Annotated in this window: 11 protein-coding genes; 7 read left to right on the top strand and 4 right to left on the bottom strand. The window is 31.2% G+C overall.

Translation table 11 applies throughout. The features are described 5' to 3' along the window. Positions 1–63 precede the first annotated feature (63 nt). From IFB02_RS06190 to IFB02_RS06180, 3 genes are read left to right on the top strand one after another with little or no spacing between them, the layout of a single operon-like run. Complete coding sequence (locus IFB02_RS06190) at positions 64–816, top strand: SDR family NAD(P)-dependent oxidoreductase (protein ID WP_106687587.1); 753 nt, start codon at positions 64–66, stop codon at positions 814–816. Between the two features lie 3 nt (positions 817–819). Beyond that, the gene (locus tag IFB02_RS06185; RefSeq protein WP_223878880.1) at positions 820–1449 is read left to right on the top strand and encodes an HD domain-containing protein; all 630 of its coding nucleotides are present in this window, start codon (positions 820–822) and stop codon (positions 1447–1449) included. 32 nt (positions 1450–1481) lie between these two features. Next, positions 1482–2612 carry an ATP-binding protein gene (locus IFB02_RS06180; protein WP_106687588.1) on the top strand — a complete coding sequence of 377 codons (1131 nt, stop codon included), beginning with the start codon at positions 1482–1484 and terminating at the stop codon, positions 2610–2612. Between the two features lie 205 nt (positions 2613–2817). On the opposite strand, the gene IFB02_RS06175 is transcribed toward IFB02_RS06180, so the two are convergent. From IFB02_RS06175 to amaB, 3 genes are all read right to left on the bottom strand, one after another. Beyond that, complete coding sequence (locus tag IFB02_RS06175; RefSeq protein ID WP_106687589.1) at positions 2818–3381, bottom strand: hypothetical protein; 564 nt, start codon at positions 3379–3381, stop codon at positions 2818–2820. An 11-nt stretch (positions 3382–3392) separates the two neighbouring features. Further along, positions 3393–4328 (bottom strand): OmpA family protein, encoded by a 936-nt coding sequence (locus IFB02_RS06170; protein ID WP_106687590.1) that lies wholly within the window; start codon positions 4326–4328, stop codon positions 3393–3395. A gap of 189 nt (positions 4329–4517) precedes the next feature. Beyond that, on the bottom strand, positions 4518–6071 hold the full coding sequence (gene amaB / locus IFB02_RS06165; RefSeq protein WP_106687591.1) for an L-piperidine-6-carboxylate dehydrogenase: 1554 nt from the start codon (positions 6069–6071) through the stop codon (positions 4518–4520). 119 nt (positions 6072–6190) lie between these two features. Here amaB and IFB02_RS06160 point away from each other — a divergent pair, with 119 nt between their 5' ends. From IFB02_RS06160 to IFB02_RS06150, 3 genes are all read left to right on the top strand, one after another. Continuing rightward, complete coding sequence (locus IFB02_RS06160; RefSeq protein WP_370214078.1) at positions 6191–7255, top strand: isoaspartyl peptidase/L-asparaginase family protein; 1065 nt, start codon at positions 6191–6193, stop codon at positions 7253–7255. A gap of 105 nt (positions 7256–7360) precedes the next feature. After that, complete coding sequence (locus tag IFB02_RS06155) at positions 7361–12934, top strand: alpha-2-macroglobulin family protein (protein ID WP_106687593.1); 5574 nt, start codon at positions 7361–7363, stop codon at positions 12932–12934. Positions 12935–13072: 138 nt separating this feature from the next. Further along, positions 13073–13549 carry a phosphoethanolamine transferase domain-containing protein gene (locus IFB02_RS06150; protein ID WP_106687594.1) on the top strand — a complete coding sequence of 159 codons (477 nt, stop codon included), beginning with the start codon at positions 13073–13075 and terminating at the stop codon, positions 13547–13549. Here the strand turns inward: IFB02_RS06150 and IFB02_RS06145 are convergent. Then, positions 13546–15417 (bottom strand): T9SS type B sorting domain-containing protein, encoded by a 1872-nt coding sequence (locus IFB02_RS06145; RefSeq protein WP_106687595.1) that lies wholly within the window; start codon positions 15415–15417, stop codon positions 13546–13548. The two genes, IFB02_RS06150 and IFB02_RS06145, sit on opposite strands and share 4 nt — an antisense overlap. A 74-nt stretch (positions 15418–15491) precedes the next feature. Between IFB02_RS06145 and pbpC the strand changes: the two genes are divergently transcribed. Then, positions 15492–17843 (top strand): penicillin-binding protein 1C, encoded by a 2352-nt coding sequence (gene pbpC / locus IFB02_RS06140; RefSeq protein WP_106687596.1) that lies wholly within the window; start codon positions 15492–15494, stop codon positions 17841–17843. The last annotated feature ends 161 nt before the right edge of the window (positions 17844–18004 follow it).

Here is an 18004-nt window from a genome sequence, read left to right as displayed (position 1 = left end):
TATTCAAATAGAAAAACTAAAACTTTATACATTAAAATTTAGACCTTTAAAAACTGTAAAAAAATGAGTCAAAAAACTGCATTAATAACAGGAGCAACAAGCGGAATAGGAAGAGCAACAGCACACGAATTTGCCAAACATGGCATTAAACTTATACTTTGCGGAAGACGACAAGAACGATTAGACACCATTGAAAAAGCACTGTCTAAGCAAACTAAAGTTTTTACTTTAAATTTTGATGTTAGTGACAAAAATGCTGTGTTTAATGCTATAAATTCTTTACCAGACGAATTTAAAACCATAGATATTTTAATTAATAATGCAGGTAATGCACACGGATTAGATCCTATCCAAAGCGGAAATTTAGACGATTGGGACAAAATGATGGACATAAACGTTAAGGGTTTACTTTACGTTAGCAAAGCCATAATCCCAAATATGACCGAGCGTAAAAGCGGACACATTATTAACATTGGCTCTTCTGCGGGAAAAGAAGTATATCCCAACGGAAATGTATACTGCGGAAGTAAACACGCAGTTGTTGCCATCACCGAAGGTATGCGTATAGACCTTAACCCTTTTGGGATTAAAGTTACAGCTATAAATCCTGGATTAGTAGAAACTGAATTCTCTAAAGTACGCTTTAAAGGTGATGCCAAAGCAGATACCGTTTATACAGGTTACAAAGCGTTACAAGCAGATGATGTTGCCGAAGTTATCTATTTTGCTGTATCGCGTCCAGCACATGTTAACCTTGCAGACGTGTTAATGTTTTGTACGGCTCAAGCTAGTAGCACGATTGTGAAAAAAGAGTAATCTATGATAGATTGGTTGAAAAATGAATGGATTGCTTTAGCTTCAAATTATTCTAGTGATAAAGATTTAATCTATAATTATTGGGAAGACATTATATCTCAGTATTCTAAAAAATCAAGATATTATCATAATCTAGAACACATTCATAATATGCTAGTTCAACTTGAAACTATTAAAGATGAAATAGCTAATCTTCCAGAACTCAAATTTGCAATTTGGTATCACGATATTATCTACAAATCAACCAAAAAAGACAACGAAGAAAAAAGCGCAGCATTTGCTAAAAACAGACTTAAATCATTCAGTTTTAATATAAATTCGATTAAAAAAGTTGAAGAATTAATCCTTTCAACTAAAAAACATAACGTAATTTTAAATCAAAATCAAGATAACGCTTACCTATTAGATTTAGATTTATCGATTCTTGGATCTAATTGGGAAACTTATAAAAATTATACTCAACAAATTAGAAAAGAGTATAAAATATATCCTGATTTTATGTATAAATCTGGTCGAAAAAAAGTGCTTAAACACTTTTTAGAACGGGACAACTTGTACTTTACTAAAACTTATAAAATACAATTTGAAAATAAGGCTAGAGAAAATATAAAAAGAGAATTAGAAACACTTTAAAAGTTTCGTACCAACGCAGTAATGACAAACAAATGATCAATAAACGTCTTTTAATTAAAAACTTACTTGCTCATAATGATGAGAACAGTTTTTATGACAAAAAACGAAAAATTGATATTGGTCAAAAAGAAGGCAAAGCAAAATTTTTAAAACACGTTTGCGCACTTTCTAACTCTAACCCAAAAAATAATTCTTATATCGTCATTGGCGTAGAAGACGAAGACAATAAAATAGTTGGTGTAGATTTTTTTGACGATTCTAAAATTCAGAATTTAATAAATGCCTATTTAACCAATCCGCCAATTGTACAATATGAAAACATTCCTTTTCCGCATTTACCAGATTACAAGGTTGTCGGATTAGTCACTATTAGACCAAGCGACGGACTTACATCTTTAAGAAAAAACATTTGGAAATATTATGGCGGCTCTGTTTTTTTTAGAGACGGAAGCATGAGTATGCCTAAAGTTTTTGATATAGAAATTAAGGATGTAAATTCTGAAATTGTTGCTTCTATCGAGAAACATGCGCAAAATAACATTCAGCATATTTTAGATGGTGTTATGGATTTTATGCAAAAAAGAAACGATTACAATCCAAAATACATAGTCTTTAAAGAGTACTTTATAGTCTGTTGGGCAGGAATAAAAAAGGTGGTAAAAGACGAAGTTTTTTATTCTAGAGTTGACATAGAACTAATTAACGAACAGGTTAGATTGTTTTACTCTACGTTAGATGAAGTCGCTATACAATATAACGAAGATTCTTTTTCTATTTTAGAATATGTACAACTAGGCATACAAGGTAATTACAAGTATTATCCGCTAGAAGAAACCACAATTTCTTTTAACGAAAATGCAAATTACAACATAAACAGCACTTTGGTTTTTAATCCGCCAGAATATGATAAAAAAGTACTTCATCATATTTATAATTCTAATAATTCTATTTTAGAAAAATTAAAAAAAGGAATTTCTTTAAATAAAATAGAATTACAAGATCTAAACAACCTACCAGAAACGTATCTAATATGTTATCTAAATTTATTTCATGAAGCCATAGATAAGCTACATGAATCTAAACCTTTTTTAAAAAAATACCCAAAAATTTATATCAAATATAAAGAGTGTATTAGAATATTAAGAAAGGTAAAATACAGTTAATCAAGTATTAAACTACCATTTATACAAAATTAACGACCAGTTATAAATTAGTTAACCGTAAGTTTAATGTTCTGTGATATATTTACAGAGCTATTAATCAACTTTCTATAATCTTTTTCTCCCGATAAAGTTTCGGCATTGAAAAAGATTTAAATTAAAAAAACCACTATCAAATCACGACAGTGGTTTTTTGTTGGTTAGTAAATTATTTACCGCCATTTAATTGGCTTTGCCATTCTTTTAATGCTTTCCATTGTCCTTTTGCAGCATATTCTGCTTGTTTTGGCCAAGTTCCTGGTTTGTGCATTTCAAAACGTTTTCCGCCAGATTTTAAAACGTCTTTACACTTTTCTACAGTACAATTTGCTAAATCTGCCCAAGTAGTTACATCATGATTATGAAATAGTTCTTTTATTTTAGGTCCAATACCTTCTACAACGGTTAAGTCGTTTTCTGTTATTTTTTTCCCAAAAACTGCTTTAGCTTCTTCTGGATTAAACGCAACACCTTTAATAGTATTTGTTGCTGTTAAAGACGATGCAATTGTGTTTGCTGCACCAGATGTATGAGACACATTAGATTTACTTGATTTACATGCTGCAAGATCTGTTTCTAATTTAGAAATCCTGTTTTTATACACATCTACATCTATAGTAGTTGTGTTTTTAGAACTTAAAAGTTTACCTAATAAATACCCTAAAAAGGCACATATTAATCCAACTAGTAATGGAATTAACCAACATGGTATTGATAATAAAATTATAGTCATGGTTTTTAGTTTTAGTTAATGGTTACGACAACGCGTCTATTTTTTGCTTTTCCTTCTTCTGTTGTATTATCTGCAATTGGGTGATCTGGTCCAACAGATGTACTAATAATCTTGTTTTCTGGTATACCGTTATCCATAAGATAATTTTTAGCAAAATCTGCTCTACCTTGACCTACTTTAATATTAGTTTCTCTAGATCCTTGGTTATCTGTATGACCAGTAATAACAATATGGGATTGATCTACTTTTGTTAAATAATCTACCATATTTGCTACTTTTTGTCTTTGTGAAGCTGTTAACTCTATAGCTACTTGTGCAGTATCAAAATATAAGATTAATGGATCTGCTTTAATAGCTTTTAATTGGTCTTCTAATTCTTTTGTATTTACAGTATCTTGCTGGTCTTTTGTTGTAATATTAAAATTTAAAGGTCCATATAAAACCAAACTTACATCTGCTGTTAAGCTATTATCTAATTGGCTATTTGTAGTTATATTTTTATAATTAACACCTCTTGATGCTATTAAATTTTTAACCGCATTTGCTCGTGCTAAACCAAGATTTGGAAACGCAGAATGGTTTTCTTCTTCTTCTTTATAAACACCAGTAATTAAAAGGTGCTTTTCTGGATTAGAACTAAAATATTTGGCTAAATTATTTAAACCGTCTTCTAGATTTGGAGACAAAGGTTTAATAACATGGTAATCTGAAGTTTTAAAATTAAAACTACTATTTGTTTCAATATTAAAATTACCATTTGGATCGTTAACTAAAAATGGTGTTTTAGTTACTGTAGGTTTTACTACATCATTAGTTTTTAAATGATGTTTTTTATGGTTGTGTTTACCATTGTTACTACAATATTGACAACAAAAAAACCAATATAAAATAGTACCAATAATAATGGTTAGTAAAATACCTAAAAGATATCTAGTTTTTTTACTCATAATTTTAGGTTTAAGTTTATGAGTATTAAGTTATTAAAAATATGTTAATGTTTTAACGCTTAGATTATAATATCTCTATTGAAAAGTGAATTTTTCGATAAAACACAAATATTGTAGGTAAAATCTTTCATTAAAAAAGCCACATCTAAAAAAAAGATGTGGCTTAACTTCCGCGAAAGCGAAATTATATTATAAATCAAACTTAATACCTTGTGCTAAAGGTAATTGGTCTGAATAATTTACTGTGTTAGTTTGTCTACGCATGTAAATCTTCCATGCATCAGATCCTGATTCGCGTCCGCCACCAGTTTCTTTTTCACCTCCAAATGCGCCTCCAATTTCTGCTCCAGAAGTACCAATATTGACGTTTGCAATACCACAATCACTACCAGCAAAGGATAAGAATTTTTCTGCTTCTTTCATTTCGTTAGTCATGATTGCAGACGATAATCCTTGTGCAACACCATTTTGCATATCGATTGCATTTTCTACATCGCCAGAGTATTTCATTAAATATAAAATTGGTGCAAAAGTTTCTGCTTGAACAATTTCAAAATCATTTTTAGCTTCAATAATCGCTGGTTTTACGTAACAACCAGACTCGTATCCTTCACCTTCTAAAACGCCACCTTCAACTAGTACATTTCCGCCTTCAGCTTTTGCTTTTTCTATTGCAGATAAATACGTGTTTACAGCATCTGTATCGATTAATGGTCCAATGTGATTTTTCTCGTCTAAAGGATTTCCAATAGTTAATTGCTTGTAGGCACCAACAATAGCGTCTCTTACTTTATCGTAAACAGACTCGTGGATAATTAAACGACGTGTACTTGTACAACGTTGTCCGCAAGTTCCAACAGCGCCAAATACTGCACCAGGTACAACTACTTTTAAATCTGCAGTTGGCGTAATAATTATAGCGTTGTTTCCTCCTAATTCTAATAAAGATTTACCAAAACGCTCGGCAACAGTAGCACCAACAATGCGTCCCATACGTGTAGATCCTGTTGCAGAGATTAACGGAATTCTATGATCTGTAGTCATAAATTCTCCTACTTTATAATCTCCATTTATAATACAAGAAATACCTTCTGGTAAGTTGTTTTCTTTTAATACCTCAGCTATAATATTTTGACAAGCTACAGCACAAAGTGGCGCTTTTTCTGAAGCTTTCCAAACACAAACATCACCACATACCCAAGCTAATGCTGTATTCCAAGACCAAACAGCAACTGGAAAGTTAAATGCTGAAATAATCCCAACAATACCTAAGGAGTGCCACTGCTCTCTCATAACGTGTCCAGGTCTTTCCGATGGAATAGTTTGTCCGTTTAACTGTCTTGATAAACCTACTGCGAAGTCGCAGATGTCTATCATTTCTTGTACTTCACCGTAACCTTCTTGTAACGATTTACCCATTTCGTAAGATACTAACTTACCTAATGGTTCTTTTAATTCTCTTAAACGGTTACCAAATTGTCTTACAATTTCACCTCTTTGTGGCGCAGGCATTGCTCTAAATTGTAAAAAGGCATCTTGAGCAGTTTTAATAACTTTATCGTAGTCTTCTCTTGTCGTTGTAGATACTTTACCTATAAGCTTTCCATCTGTTGGAGAATATGATGCAATTAAAACACCACTTCCAAAATTATTAGAACCTGTAGATGTTCCGTCGTTTACATCTTTAAGTCCTAATTGATTTAAAGCGTCTTTTATTCCGAAATCGGTAGCAGTTGCTTCCATATTTATGTGTTTTTTACGAATTATTTAATTTTTAGCGAATATACTAATATTATGTTGATTTTTTAGGACAAAGTCAGTTATAAAATTGCTAATTTTAATGCAACTAAATTTACATTATGATGCGTTTTAAAATTATAGTAATCACTTTTTTAATTGGTGTTGTTTTTAGCTGTAATAGTGATAAAAATACTACTAAAAACATACCTCAAACTACTAACAATACTTCTAAAACTATAACTAATAAATTTGCTATAGTTATTCATGGCGGCGCTGGTACAATTTTAAAAGAAAACATGACCAAAGAAAAAGAAGCTGCATATAAATCAAAACTAGAAGAAGCTGTAAAATTAGGGTATAATATTTTAAAAAATGGAGGAACTAGCTTAGATGCTGTACAAAAAACTATTACTGTTTTAGAAAATTCTCCTTTGTTTAACGCTGGAAAAGGTGCTGTGTTTACTAATGAAGAAACTATCGAGCTTGATGCGTCCATTATGGATGGAAAAACATTAAATGCTGGCGCTTGTGCAGCTGTTACTACTGTAAAAAACCCTATAAATTTAGCAAGAACAATAATGGATGTTTCGCCTCATGTGTTAATGACAGGTCAAGGCGCAGAAAACTATGCTAAAGAACAAAGTATTGAATTAGTAGATCCTAATTATTTTAAAACTGAAAACCGATTAGAAAGCTTAAAAAAAGTTAAAGCTCAAGAGCTAAAAAAAGATAAAGGATTAGCTTTTTACGACGATATTATCAAAGCTTCAAAATTTGGAACAGTTGGTTGTGTTGCATTAGATAAACATGGCAATTTAGCAGCAGGAACATCTACTGGCGGAATGACTAACAAACGGTTTGGTCGTGTTGGCGATGTGCCAATAATTGGTGCTGGTACTTACGCAAATAATGCGACTTGTGCTGTTTCTGGAACTGGTTGGGGAGAATTTTTTATTCGCGCTACGGTTGCTCATGATATTTCTGCATTAATGGAATACAAGGGATTATCACTAAAAGAAGCTACAAAGGAAGTGATCCAAAACAAAGTACCTAAACTTGGAGGAAAAGGTGGTATTATAGCTATAGATAAACTTGGAAATATTGTTATGGATTTTAATACTGCTGGCATGTATCGTGCGTCTATCAATGATAAAGGCGAATTATATATTGGTATTTACAATCAATAATTTATCATTTTTTTAACATTTACCTACAGACTAAAACTTAAAATTTTAACGTAATTAATTTAACAAGTATCTTCCTATTAATCTTTTATATAAAACTATTAATCAATGCAATTAAAATCTTTTTACCTTTTTGTTCTTTCCTGCTTTATAATTCTATCATGCAAACAAAAACAAACTGAAACAGATAATCTTTTTAAGTATAGAGATTATATTAGTTATACCACTTCTGGACGAATATCGGTAGCAGATAAAATTAACATTAGTTTTGCTAAAAACATTAGTGATTGGACTGCAGATCAAACATTAGACAGAGAATTTTTTAAAATCAATCCACATGTTCAAGGCGAGTTAAAAGCGGTAAACAATCACGCGTTTACCTTTATTCCTGACGAAAATTTAAAACCTAATACAGAGTATCAAGTCACATTAAACTTAGAAAAGCTTTATAATGATTTACCTGACGGTTTTGATAATTATACGTTTAATTTTAAAACCATTACGCCTAATTTTATAGTAGAAACAAATAGCATACAATCTTATAGTAGAGAATTACAATACGTAAATGGTATTTTAAAATCTGCAGATGTTATTACAATAGACAAAGCAAAACAATTAATTACTGCACAACAGGACGATACATCTTTAAAAATTGTTTGGAACGAAAAAATTGAACCTTCAAAGTATTTTGAATTTAAAATAGATAGTATTAAACGTAAAGTAGAAGATGATAAAATTACAGTAAAATGGAATGGCAAAGCCATAAATGCAGATAATACTGGAGAAAATACAATAACAATTCCTGGTAAAAACAATTTTAAAGTTGTTAGCTTAGATGTATATCAAATTCCAGAACAATACGTTGCGCTTAACTTTTCAGATCCAATAAAAAAACAACAAAATTTTGATGGATTAATTACAATACAAAATGCTAAAAATCCAAAATTTATTGTCGATGGTAATGTACTAAAAGTATATCCAGAAACTAAGCTTACAGGACAATTAAAAGTAGATGTTTTTCAAGGTATTACAAACACTTATGGATTTAAACTAAAAACACCATTTAGCCAAAATGTAGCTTTTGAAGATATAAAACCTCAAGTTAAATTAATAAATAGCGGTGTATTTTTACCTAATTCTCAAAAACTAAATTTCAACTTTAAAGCAGTTAATCTAAAAGCAGTAGATGTTAGAATTATTAAAATTTTTGAAGATAATGTACTTCAGTTTTTACAAGATAACGAGCTGTACAGTAACAACAATCGTGCTGTACGTCGTGTTGGAAGACGCATAGCAAAACACACCATTCAACTTATTGAAAATCCTATAGAAAATGATGGAAAATGGAAAACCTATAGCGTAGATCTTTCTAAATATATAAAAGCAGATCCTGGTGCTATTTACAGAGTAGAAATTGACTATAAAAAAGAATATTCTCTTTACGATTGCAATAATAATGTAACTTCTACCAATGATGATGAAGATGATTATTATTACGAAGATGATTACTATTACGACGATTATTATAACGATAATTACTCGCAAACAAATACCGAAGATGAAGATCTAAAAGAAGAAGAATATTGGGATAATCTAACCTATAGCTATCGTAATGACAATTATAATTGGAGAGAACGCAATAATCCTTGTCATGATGCATATTACAATTCTAACCGAGTTATAGCACAAAATCTTATTGGATCTAACTTAGGTGTGATTGTAAAAAAAGGAACGAATAATAAATACTTTTTTGCTGTAAGCAACATTTTAAACACCAAACCAGAAGCTGGAGCACAAATCACTTTATATAATTTTCAGCAACAAGACATCGAAAAAGCCATATCCAATAACGAAGGTTTTGCTACAATACAAGCAAATAAGCATGCTGCTTTTGCAACAGTAACAAAAGGCAATAATGTAACTTACATAAAACTAAAAGATGGTAATGCTTTATCACTAAGTAAATTTGATGTTTCAGGTAATACATTAAAACGTGGCTTAAAAGGATATATTTATGGAGAACGTGGTGTTTGGCGACCTGGAGATTCTATATTTCTAACCTTTATGTTAAACGATGCAGCCAATAAATTACCAAAAAATCATCCGGTAAAATTAGAGGTTACAGATGCTAACGGAAAGTTAGCTTACAAAAATGTAACCACTAAACACACAGATAATATTTTCACCTTTACCATACCAACCTCTACCGAAGACAAAACAGGAAATTGGAATGCTAAAGTTAGCGTTGGTGGCGCTAATTTTTACAAAACTTTAAAAGTTGAAACTGTTAAACCAAATCGTTTAAAAATAAACATAGATTTTAAAGACAACATATTAAAAACCAACAGTAATTTAAACGCAAATCTAGCAGTAAATTGGCTACATGGCGCGCCAGCAAAAAATTTAAAAGCCGAAGTAAAAGCTAAGTTTACTAATTCAAACGCTGGATTTAGCACATATCCTGATTACATATTTAAAGATCCTGCAAAATCTTTTAATACAGAAGACATAACTATTTTTGAAGGACAACTAAATGAAGACGGCTTAGCCCAAATCACAAAAAACTTAACGTTAGGTCAAGGTGCTCCTGGAATGTTAAATGCACAATTTTTAGTTAGAGCTTTTGAAAACGGAGGCGATTTCTCTTTAGATGCATTTTCTATGCCTTACGCACCTTACAACTCGTTTGTTGGTTTAAAATCGCCTAAACCAAAACGTTATGGATCTTTCGAGACCGACACAAATAACACCTTTAATATTGTTACGGTTAACGATCAAGGTAATCCTATACAACAAAATAATGTAGAAGTTAAAGTTTATAAAATAGAATGGCGTTGGTGGTGGAATTCTTCAGAAGACAATTTATCTAAATACACATCAAGCTCTTATTATAAACCCTTTTTTGAAACCACATTAAACACAAATGCACAAGGTAAATCAAGCTTTAATATAAAAGTTCCTGATCAAGAAGGTGGCAGATATTACATTACAATTAAAGATCCAAAATCTGGACATACAACCGGACAAACCGCATATTTTTATAAAAATTGGTGGAAACGTCAACCATCTAACGATAAAGAAGCAGCTAGTATGCTTGTGTTTGCAGCAGATAAAGCAAATTATAACGTTGGCGATATTGCTAAAGTTACTTTTCCTTCTGGCACAAATGCTAATGCTTTAATAAGTATAGAAAATGGTTCTGAAGTTATAGAACATAGATGGGTAGAGACTACAAAAGGTGAAACTACAATAGATATACCTATCACCAAACAAATGGCACCAAATGTATTTGTAAATATTTCTTTATTACAACCACATGCCTCTACAGCAAACGATTTACCTTTACGTTTATATGGTGTTATTCCTTTAATGGTAGAAGATCCAACAACCATTTTACATCCTGAAATTAAAATGGCTAGCGTATTAAAACCTAACGAAGATTTTACTGTTTTTGTTTCAGAAAAAAACAAAAAACCTATGTCTTACACCATTGCTGTTGTAGAAGAAGGCTTACTTGACTTAACCCGTTTTAAAACACCAAATGCTTGGGATGCATTTTATGCTCGCGAAGCTTTAGGCGTAAAAACTTGGGATATGTTTGATGATGTAATTGGTGCTTACAGCGGAAGTATTGAGCAAATTTTCGCAATTGGTGGAGATGGTAATGCAGCAGCAGGAAAAAACAAAAAAGCGAATAGATTTAAACCTGTTGTAACATTTTTAGGTCCATTTAAATTAAAAGCTGGCGATAATAAATCGCATACAATAAAAATGCCTAACTATGTAGGATCTGTTAGAACAATGGTTGTTGCAAGTCATTTAGAGACAGAAGCTTATGGTAACGCGCAAAAAGCTGTACAGGTTAAACAACCATTAATGGTATTAGCGTCTTTACCACGTAAACTTAGTCCAGGAGAACTTGTTACCTTACCTGTTACCGTATTTGCTATGGAAAACAAAGTGAAACAGGTAAGCCTGAAGTTAAAATTAAGTGACGGAATTTCAGTTATTGGAAATTCATCTAAAACACTAAGTTTTACTAAACCAGATGAAAAGATGGAATATTTTAATTTGGATGTAAGTAAAGCCAAAGGTATAAATACTATCGAAGTTATAGCATCTGGAAATGGCGAAACTTCAACTTATAAAGTTGAAATTGATGTAGAAAACGTTAATCCAATATCTACTAAAAGCTATACCGAAACGCTTAACCCAAACAGTGACAAAACCATAACGTTTTCAACCTTTGGTGTTACTGGTACAAATAGTGCAACTATAGAGTTTTCTACATTACCTCCAATGGATTTTTCTAAGCGCTTAGATTATTTAATTAGATATCCTCATGGTTGTGTAGAACAAACAACATCTAGTGTATTTCCGCAGTTATTTTTAACCGATATTTTTGATTTACCTCAACAAAAAATTCAGCAAATAGAAAAAAACATCAAAGATGGAATTAAAAGATTAGGGCATTTTCAAAAACCAAATGGCGGTTTAAGTTATTGGATTGGAGAAAATACTGCTAACGATTGGGGAACAAGTTATGCTGGTCATTTTTTAATTGAAGCCGAAAGGAAAGGCTACGTTTTACCTCTAACTTTTAAAAGCAATTGGATAAAATACCAAAAAGAAGCTGCGCAAAACTGGAGACCAAGTTACAGCAACTATAATTCTGATCTTGCACAAGCCTATAGATTATATACATTAGCACTTGCAGATAGTCCAGACTTAGCCGCAATGAATCGTCTTCGCGAATTTTCAGAGTTATCTAACGAAGCCAAATGGCGTCTTGCTGCAGCTTATGCATTAGCTGGACAAACCGAAGCTAGCAATGCATTATCAAACACTGCTAATATTAATTTTAAACCTTTAAAAAACAACTATTACACTTACGGATCTATTAACAGAAATCGTGCTATGGCTTTAGAAACAATGGTAATTACTAAAGATAAGCGCACTAAAGATCTAGCCGAAACTATAGCTAAAGACTTATCTAGCGACCAATGGATGAGCACTCAAACCACAGCCTATAGCTTATTAGCAATGGGTAAAATGGTAATAACCAATGGTGGTAAAGACATAAAAGTAAGCTATAATAGTAACGGTAAATCACATACCATTAATAGTTCTAATGCTTTAGCACAACGCGTTTTAAACATAAATGAAGGTAGCAATACAATTACTTTAAAAAATAATTACGAAAACCTTGTTTATGTCCGTATTTTAAGCGCAGGTAAATTACCATTAGGTAAAGAATTAGCAGAGCAAAGAGGCTTAAGTACTAACGTTTCGTACAAAAATTTAAAAGGAGATAAAATAGATATTTCTAAACTAAAACAAGGAGAAGATTTTGTTGCAACTGTACAAATCACCAATTCTAAAAACTATAGTATTAACGATGTTGCATTAACACAAATATTTCCTTCTGGTTGGGAAATTATTAATACACGTTTTACAGATTTTGGTAGCTCTACTACTAGTCAAGCTAGATTTACAGATATTAGAGATGACCGAGTTAATTTCTATTTTGACTTAAAACAAAAAGAAACTAAAACTTTTAACGTCATGCTAAATGCGTCTTATCTTGGTAAATATTACTTACCTGGATTACAAGCAGAAGCCATGTACGACAACACCTTTTTTGTTAGAAATAAAGGACAATGGATAGACGTAGAGAAGTAACAAACAAGCCAGAATTAAACTAATTTTAAGGAACGAGAAATTGTATCGAGAACTAAATTAAATTCTTGTTTTCGGTACAAATTTTCACTCTTTACAATCTATAAAAAAGTTACTCAAACTAACCAGTTTTATCAAAATATGAAAACACAATTCACAGAAAAGCAAAAATTTACACAATGGTGGCTTTGGCTTATCTTAATTAGTATTGGGATAATACCTATAATAGGTATTTACAAGCAGATAATTTTAGGTAAACCTTTTGGTGATAATCCAATGTCTAATGTTGGACTAATAGTGTTTACTGTTGTAATATTTGCGTTTATTATTTTTTTTAGAATTATACAATTACGTACCAAAATAGATGAACAAAACATTAATATTAAGTTTTATCCTTTAATTAATAAAACAATAAAATGGTCTGAAGTAAAATCTGCCAACATTGTAAATTATGGTTTTGTTGGCGGTTGGGGAATTAGGTTATGGACCAATTACGGAACTGTTTATAATATTAAAGGAAACATGGGTTTAGCTTTAGAACTAAAAAACGGTAAAAAACTACTTATTGGAAGTCAAAAAATTGATGATCTTAAAAGTTATATTAATAGTATTAATTAACGCTTAAGGGTAAAATGACCTACCATTTTTTGGGACTCGATTGTTATAATATACCAATAATCTGATGTTGGTAATAATTTCTTGTTAAAAGTACCATTCCAAGCTACTGGTTTATTTTTTCGGTAAAACAAAAGCTTACCATATCTATCAAAAATTTGCACTTCAGAAGAGGCATAAAATTCGATACCTTTTAAAGACCAAGTATCATTAAATGTATCGTTATTAGGCGTAAAATATTTAGGAATTACAAAATGTATAAATGTCTTTGTATCTATACCACAATTAGAATTTTCTCTAACATAAATAGTATATCGTCCACCTTCTAAATTTTGAAACACTGGTGAATTTTGATAATTAATTCCGTCTATAGAATAAGAAAAATTACCATTATAAAGCGTTTCTACAATTAAATCATTTTCATCTGAAAACACATTAGTAATTAATGGAGGATTAATTTCAATCACTTCAATTGTTCTAATAGACGAACAACCTTGACTATTTGTAACTACTACAGTAAAATTTCCAGGAGAAGACGTGGTAATTTCTTTAGTAGATTCGCCAGTACTCCAAGAGTACATCATATTATCTATGTTAGCGCTTAAAATAATACTTTCATTTTGACAAAAATAAATTACTTCATCATTAACTAATGGTTGCGAAGCATATGTTATAGTGACTGGTGTACGATTTACAGATTGACAATCACCATTTATAGATATGGCTTGCGCGTAATATGTTCCTTCTTGTAAAGGTAAAAACGTAGTGCTGTTTTCTTGAAGTAAATTTCCGCCTATTGCAGCATCATACCAATTTACTGTTACTCCTACAGGCACGGTAACTTCAAGTGGTAATTCTTCATCTTCACAAACTGTTACATCACCATTACTTACAGCGTTATTTGGTGTCGAAATTACTTCTACAAAAAACACATCAGAGATGACATTACATAAATTATTTGCAAGATTAATAGCATCTTCAGCAACTTTAACTCTGTAAAAAGAAGACTGTGTTACTGTAGTATTTAATGTTTGATTATTTTCTCCTGTAATTGGTGACCATGTCGTTGCATCTAAAGACATTTCCCACTGGTATGCATGTGTATTGTATATAGAATTATCTGGATTAGCTTGTAAAGTTAAATTATAAGGAGTATCTGTATCACATATATAAAGCTGATCTTGGTTAGCATTGTCCTGTACCACAACATTATCTCCACAAGATTTAAAAACAATATCGTCTATAGCTAGATCGTTTCCACAACCACCAACACCATTATTCCTCATTTTTAAAATAATGGAAGTTTGAGATGGAAGTGTTTGAAACACCAATCCATATTGCTCCCAATTTGGAGAAGAAGTTCCGTTAATAGAACCTGTATCACCACTTGCCAAAAGAGTAGTATCTGTATCGTCCCAAATTTCAAAACCTACATTAATTGGTATGCCAGATCCGCCACAACCAGAAGCTGGAAGAAGATTTATTAAGAATGCGGAAAACTCATAAGACGTATTTTCACATAATCCAGAAATTGTTGTGCGATAAAATTCGCCAGCAGTAAAATCGGCATTTACCACTAGACATTTTCCGTTAGTATCGCCAGTATGATCACCAACGTTATGCCAATCAAAAAACGAAGTTGTGCTAGAAACGGTATAAAAACCATCGTTAGGAGAACCACTTGTAAACGTATAAGATGTTGTGCCTGTTGGTAATGCTGGACCTTGAGTTGTTCCAGAACCAAAAGTTTCTATAAAAATAGGATCTCCAGAATTACCTGTACAAAAACCTAATTGTGCGACAGATAAATTGGCTGTTAAAAGAAATCCAAAAATTATAAATGTTTTAAGAAAGATTCTAATTTGTTTCACGTTTTAAATATAGAAATTAATTGCACAATTAAGTGTTAAATCCGTATTTTCACTTACTAATAGTACTGCCATACATGCAAAGATTTAAAAAAATTGTAAAGCACAATAAAAAGAAGCTAATAGCTGCTTTAATAATTTGTTTGGCGTACTACTTTTGTTTACCAAAAGTATTATTTACAGCTCCAACTTCTACAGTTATAACAAGTAAAAATAATTTATTGCTAGGAGCAAAAATTGCAGACGATGGTCAATGGAGATTCCCTGAAAATAAAGTGATTCCTGATAAATTTAAAGCTTGTATTCTAGCTTTTGAAGATGAGTACTTTTATAAACATCCTGGATTTAATCCAATTTCTATCATTAAAGCTTTTAAAGAAAATTATAATTCTGGACAAATAAAACGTGGAGGTAGTACAATTACTCAGCAAGTTATACGATTATCTAGGCAAGGTAAACAAAGAACTTACTGGGAAAAATTTAAAGAAATAATATTAGCAACTAGATTAGAGCTAAGATATAATAAAGAAGATATTTTAGCATTATACAGTAGTCATGCACCTTTTGGCGGAAACGTTGTTGGAATAGACGCTGCTTCATGGAGATATTTTAATAGAAATGCTAAAGACTTATCATGGTCAGAAAGTGCGACTTTAGCTGTCCTACCAAATGCGCCAAGTTTGATTTATCCGGGAAAAAATCAGCAAAGCTTACTAGCTAAAAGAAATAGGTTACTAAAAAAACTATTAGATCAAAAAACAATAGATAGTTTAACTTACCAATTATCTATTGCAGAAAATTTACCTATAAAACCTTATCCTTTACCTCAAATTGCGCCACATTTACTTCAACATATATCCAAAAAACATAAGGGACAATTAATTAAAACTAGTATAAATAAACATCTACAAGAACAAACAAACAACATTGTATTTAACCATTACAACCTTTTAAAACAAAACGAAATTTATAATATCGCAGTATTAGTTTTAGATGTTAAAACCCGTAAAGTACTAACCTACGTAGGTAATTCTCCAACAGACAATAAACATCAAAATTTTGTAAACATTATAGATAAACCGCGTAGCACTGGAAGTATTTTAAAACCCTTTTTATATACAGCAATGTTAGACGCTGGTGACATTTTACCTAGTACTTTAATTCCAGATGTACCAACGCAATTTGGAGATTACGAACCACAAAATTTTAATAAAGAATTTGATGGTGCAGTATCTGCAAAACAAGCACTTTCTAGATCGTTAAATGTACCAGCAGTAAGGATGCTAAATCAATTTGGATTAGATAGATTTCATCATTATTTAAAAAAATTAAAATTAAGAGATATAAAATATAACGCAAATCACTATGGATTATCACTAGTTCTTGGCGGCGCAGAAAGTAATCTTTGGGACTTATGTAAAAACTACGCAGCAATGTCTTCAACATTAAATCATTATACACAAACATCAAGTGAGTATTTTAAAAATGAATTTTGTGAACCTACATTTATTGAAGACGAAATTATAGACTTTGGAGCTAGATCATCAGAAAAAACATTGTTTGATGCTGCTTCAATTTACCATACTTATCAAAGTTTAAAAGAAGTAAATCGTCCTGAAGGCGAAGACAACTGGGAGTTTTTTGATAGTTCTAAAGAAATCGCATGGAAAACAGGAACTAGTTATGGCTTTAGAGATGCTTGGGCAATAGGCACAACCAGAGATTACGTAGTTGGTGTTTGGGTAGGTAATGCAGATGGAGAAGGCAGACCAGGATTGGTTGGAGTTCAAACAGCAGCTCCAATATTGTTTAATGTTTTTGATCTATTACCTAAAAGCAATTGGTTTAATCAACCTTTTGATGAAATGACTCAAATTAACATCTGTAATATAAGTGGTTATCGCGCTTCTTTAAATTGTAAAAACACTTCAAAAACATATGTACAAAAAAGCGGCTTAAAGACTTCGGCTTGTCCTTATCATAAATTAATTCATTTGGATAAAAATAAGCTTTACAGAGTAAATTCGACTTGTGAAACTTCTCAAAATATAACCACTACATCATGGTTTATTTTACCGCCTTTAATGGCTCACTATTACAAGAAAAAACATCCGTTTTACAAGCCATTACCACCATTTAAACCAGGTTGTTTTGAGCAAAAAAAACAACAAATGGAATTTATTTATCCTAATAACAATAATAAAATATTCTTACCAAAAGATTTTAATCAAATTAAAAATGAAGTTGTTTTAAAAGTCACACATTCTATTCCAGAAACCACTTTATATTGGTATTTAAACAACAAATATATAGGAAAAACAAAAAATCTTCATCACATAGCTATGAAACCAAAACAAGGGAATTATACAATTACTGTCACAGATGAATTTGGTAATGAAATCAAAAAAAACGTAGATTTTTCTCATTAATTTCAGAAATACACAGAAAATTCAACAAGGTTTTAGTGTAAGTTTAACATTTCATCGAAAAAAAAAGCATTATATCTATCTGTCGTAAGTTAATATAAACAGAAAGTATACCTTTAAATATCCAAACTATCAATTTTGGATAGTTTTTTTTAAGTTAAACT

The organism is Mesoflavibacter profundi (genome assembly GCF_014764305.1).
Classification (GTDB): domain Bacteria; phylum Bacteroidota; class Bacteroidia; order Flavobacteriales; family Flavobacteriaceae; genus Mesoflavibacter; species Mesoflavibacter profundi.
The sequence above is the reverse complement of the archived record's forward strand: the minus strand, read 5'-3'. Positions and strand labels throughout refer to the sequence as shown.

Excerpts from the sequence above, each read along its gene's own strand:
- IFB02_RS06190 (WP_106687587.1), top strand. The coding sequence starts at position 64 with ATGAGTCAAAAAACTGCATTAATAACAGGAGCAACAAGCGGAATAGGA.
- IFB02_RS06185 (WP_223878880.1), top strand. The coding sequence starts at position 820 with ATGATAGATTGGTTGAAAAATGAATGGATTGCTTTAGCTTCAAATTAT.
- IFB02_RS06180 (WP_106687588.1), top strand. The coding sequence starts at position 1,482 with ATGATCAATAAACGTCTTTTAATTAAAAACTTACTTGCTCATAATGAT.
- IFB02_RS06175 (WP_106687589.1), bottom strand. The coding sequence starts at position 3,381 with ATGACTATAATTTTATTATCAATACCATGTTGGTTAATTCCATTACTA.
- IFB02_RS06170 (WP_106687590.1), bottom strand. The coding sequence starts at position 4,328 with ATGAGTAAAAAAACTAGATATCTTTTAGGTATTTTACTAACCATTATT.
- amaB (WP_106687591.1), bottom strand. The coding sequence starts at position 6,071 with ATGGAAGCAACTGCTACCGATTTCGGAATAAAAGACGCTTTAAATCAA.
- IFB02_RS06160 (WP_370214078.1), top strand. The coding sequence starts at position 6,191 with ATGCGTTTTAAAATTATAGTAATCACTTTTTTAATTGGTGTTGTTTTT.
- IFB02_RS06155 (WP_106687593.1), top strand. The coding sequence starts at position 7,361 with ATGCAATTAAAATCTTTTTACCTTTTTGTTCTTTCCTGCTTTATAATT.
- IFB02_RS06150 (WP_106687594.1), top strand. The coding sequence starts at position 13,073 with ATGAAAACACAATTCACAGAAAAGCAAAAATTTACACAATGGTGGCTT.
- pbpC (WP_106687596.1), top strand. The coding sequence starts at position 15,492 with ATGCAAAGATTTAAAAAAATTGTAAAGCACAATAAAAAGAAGCTAATA.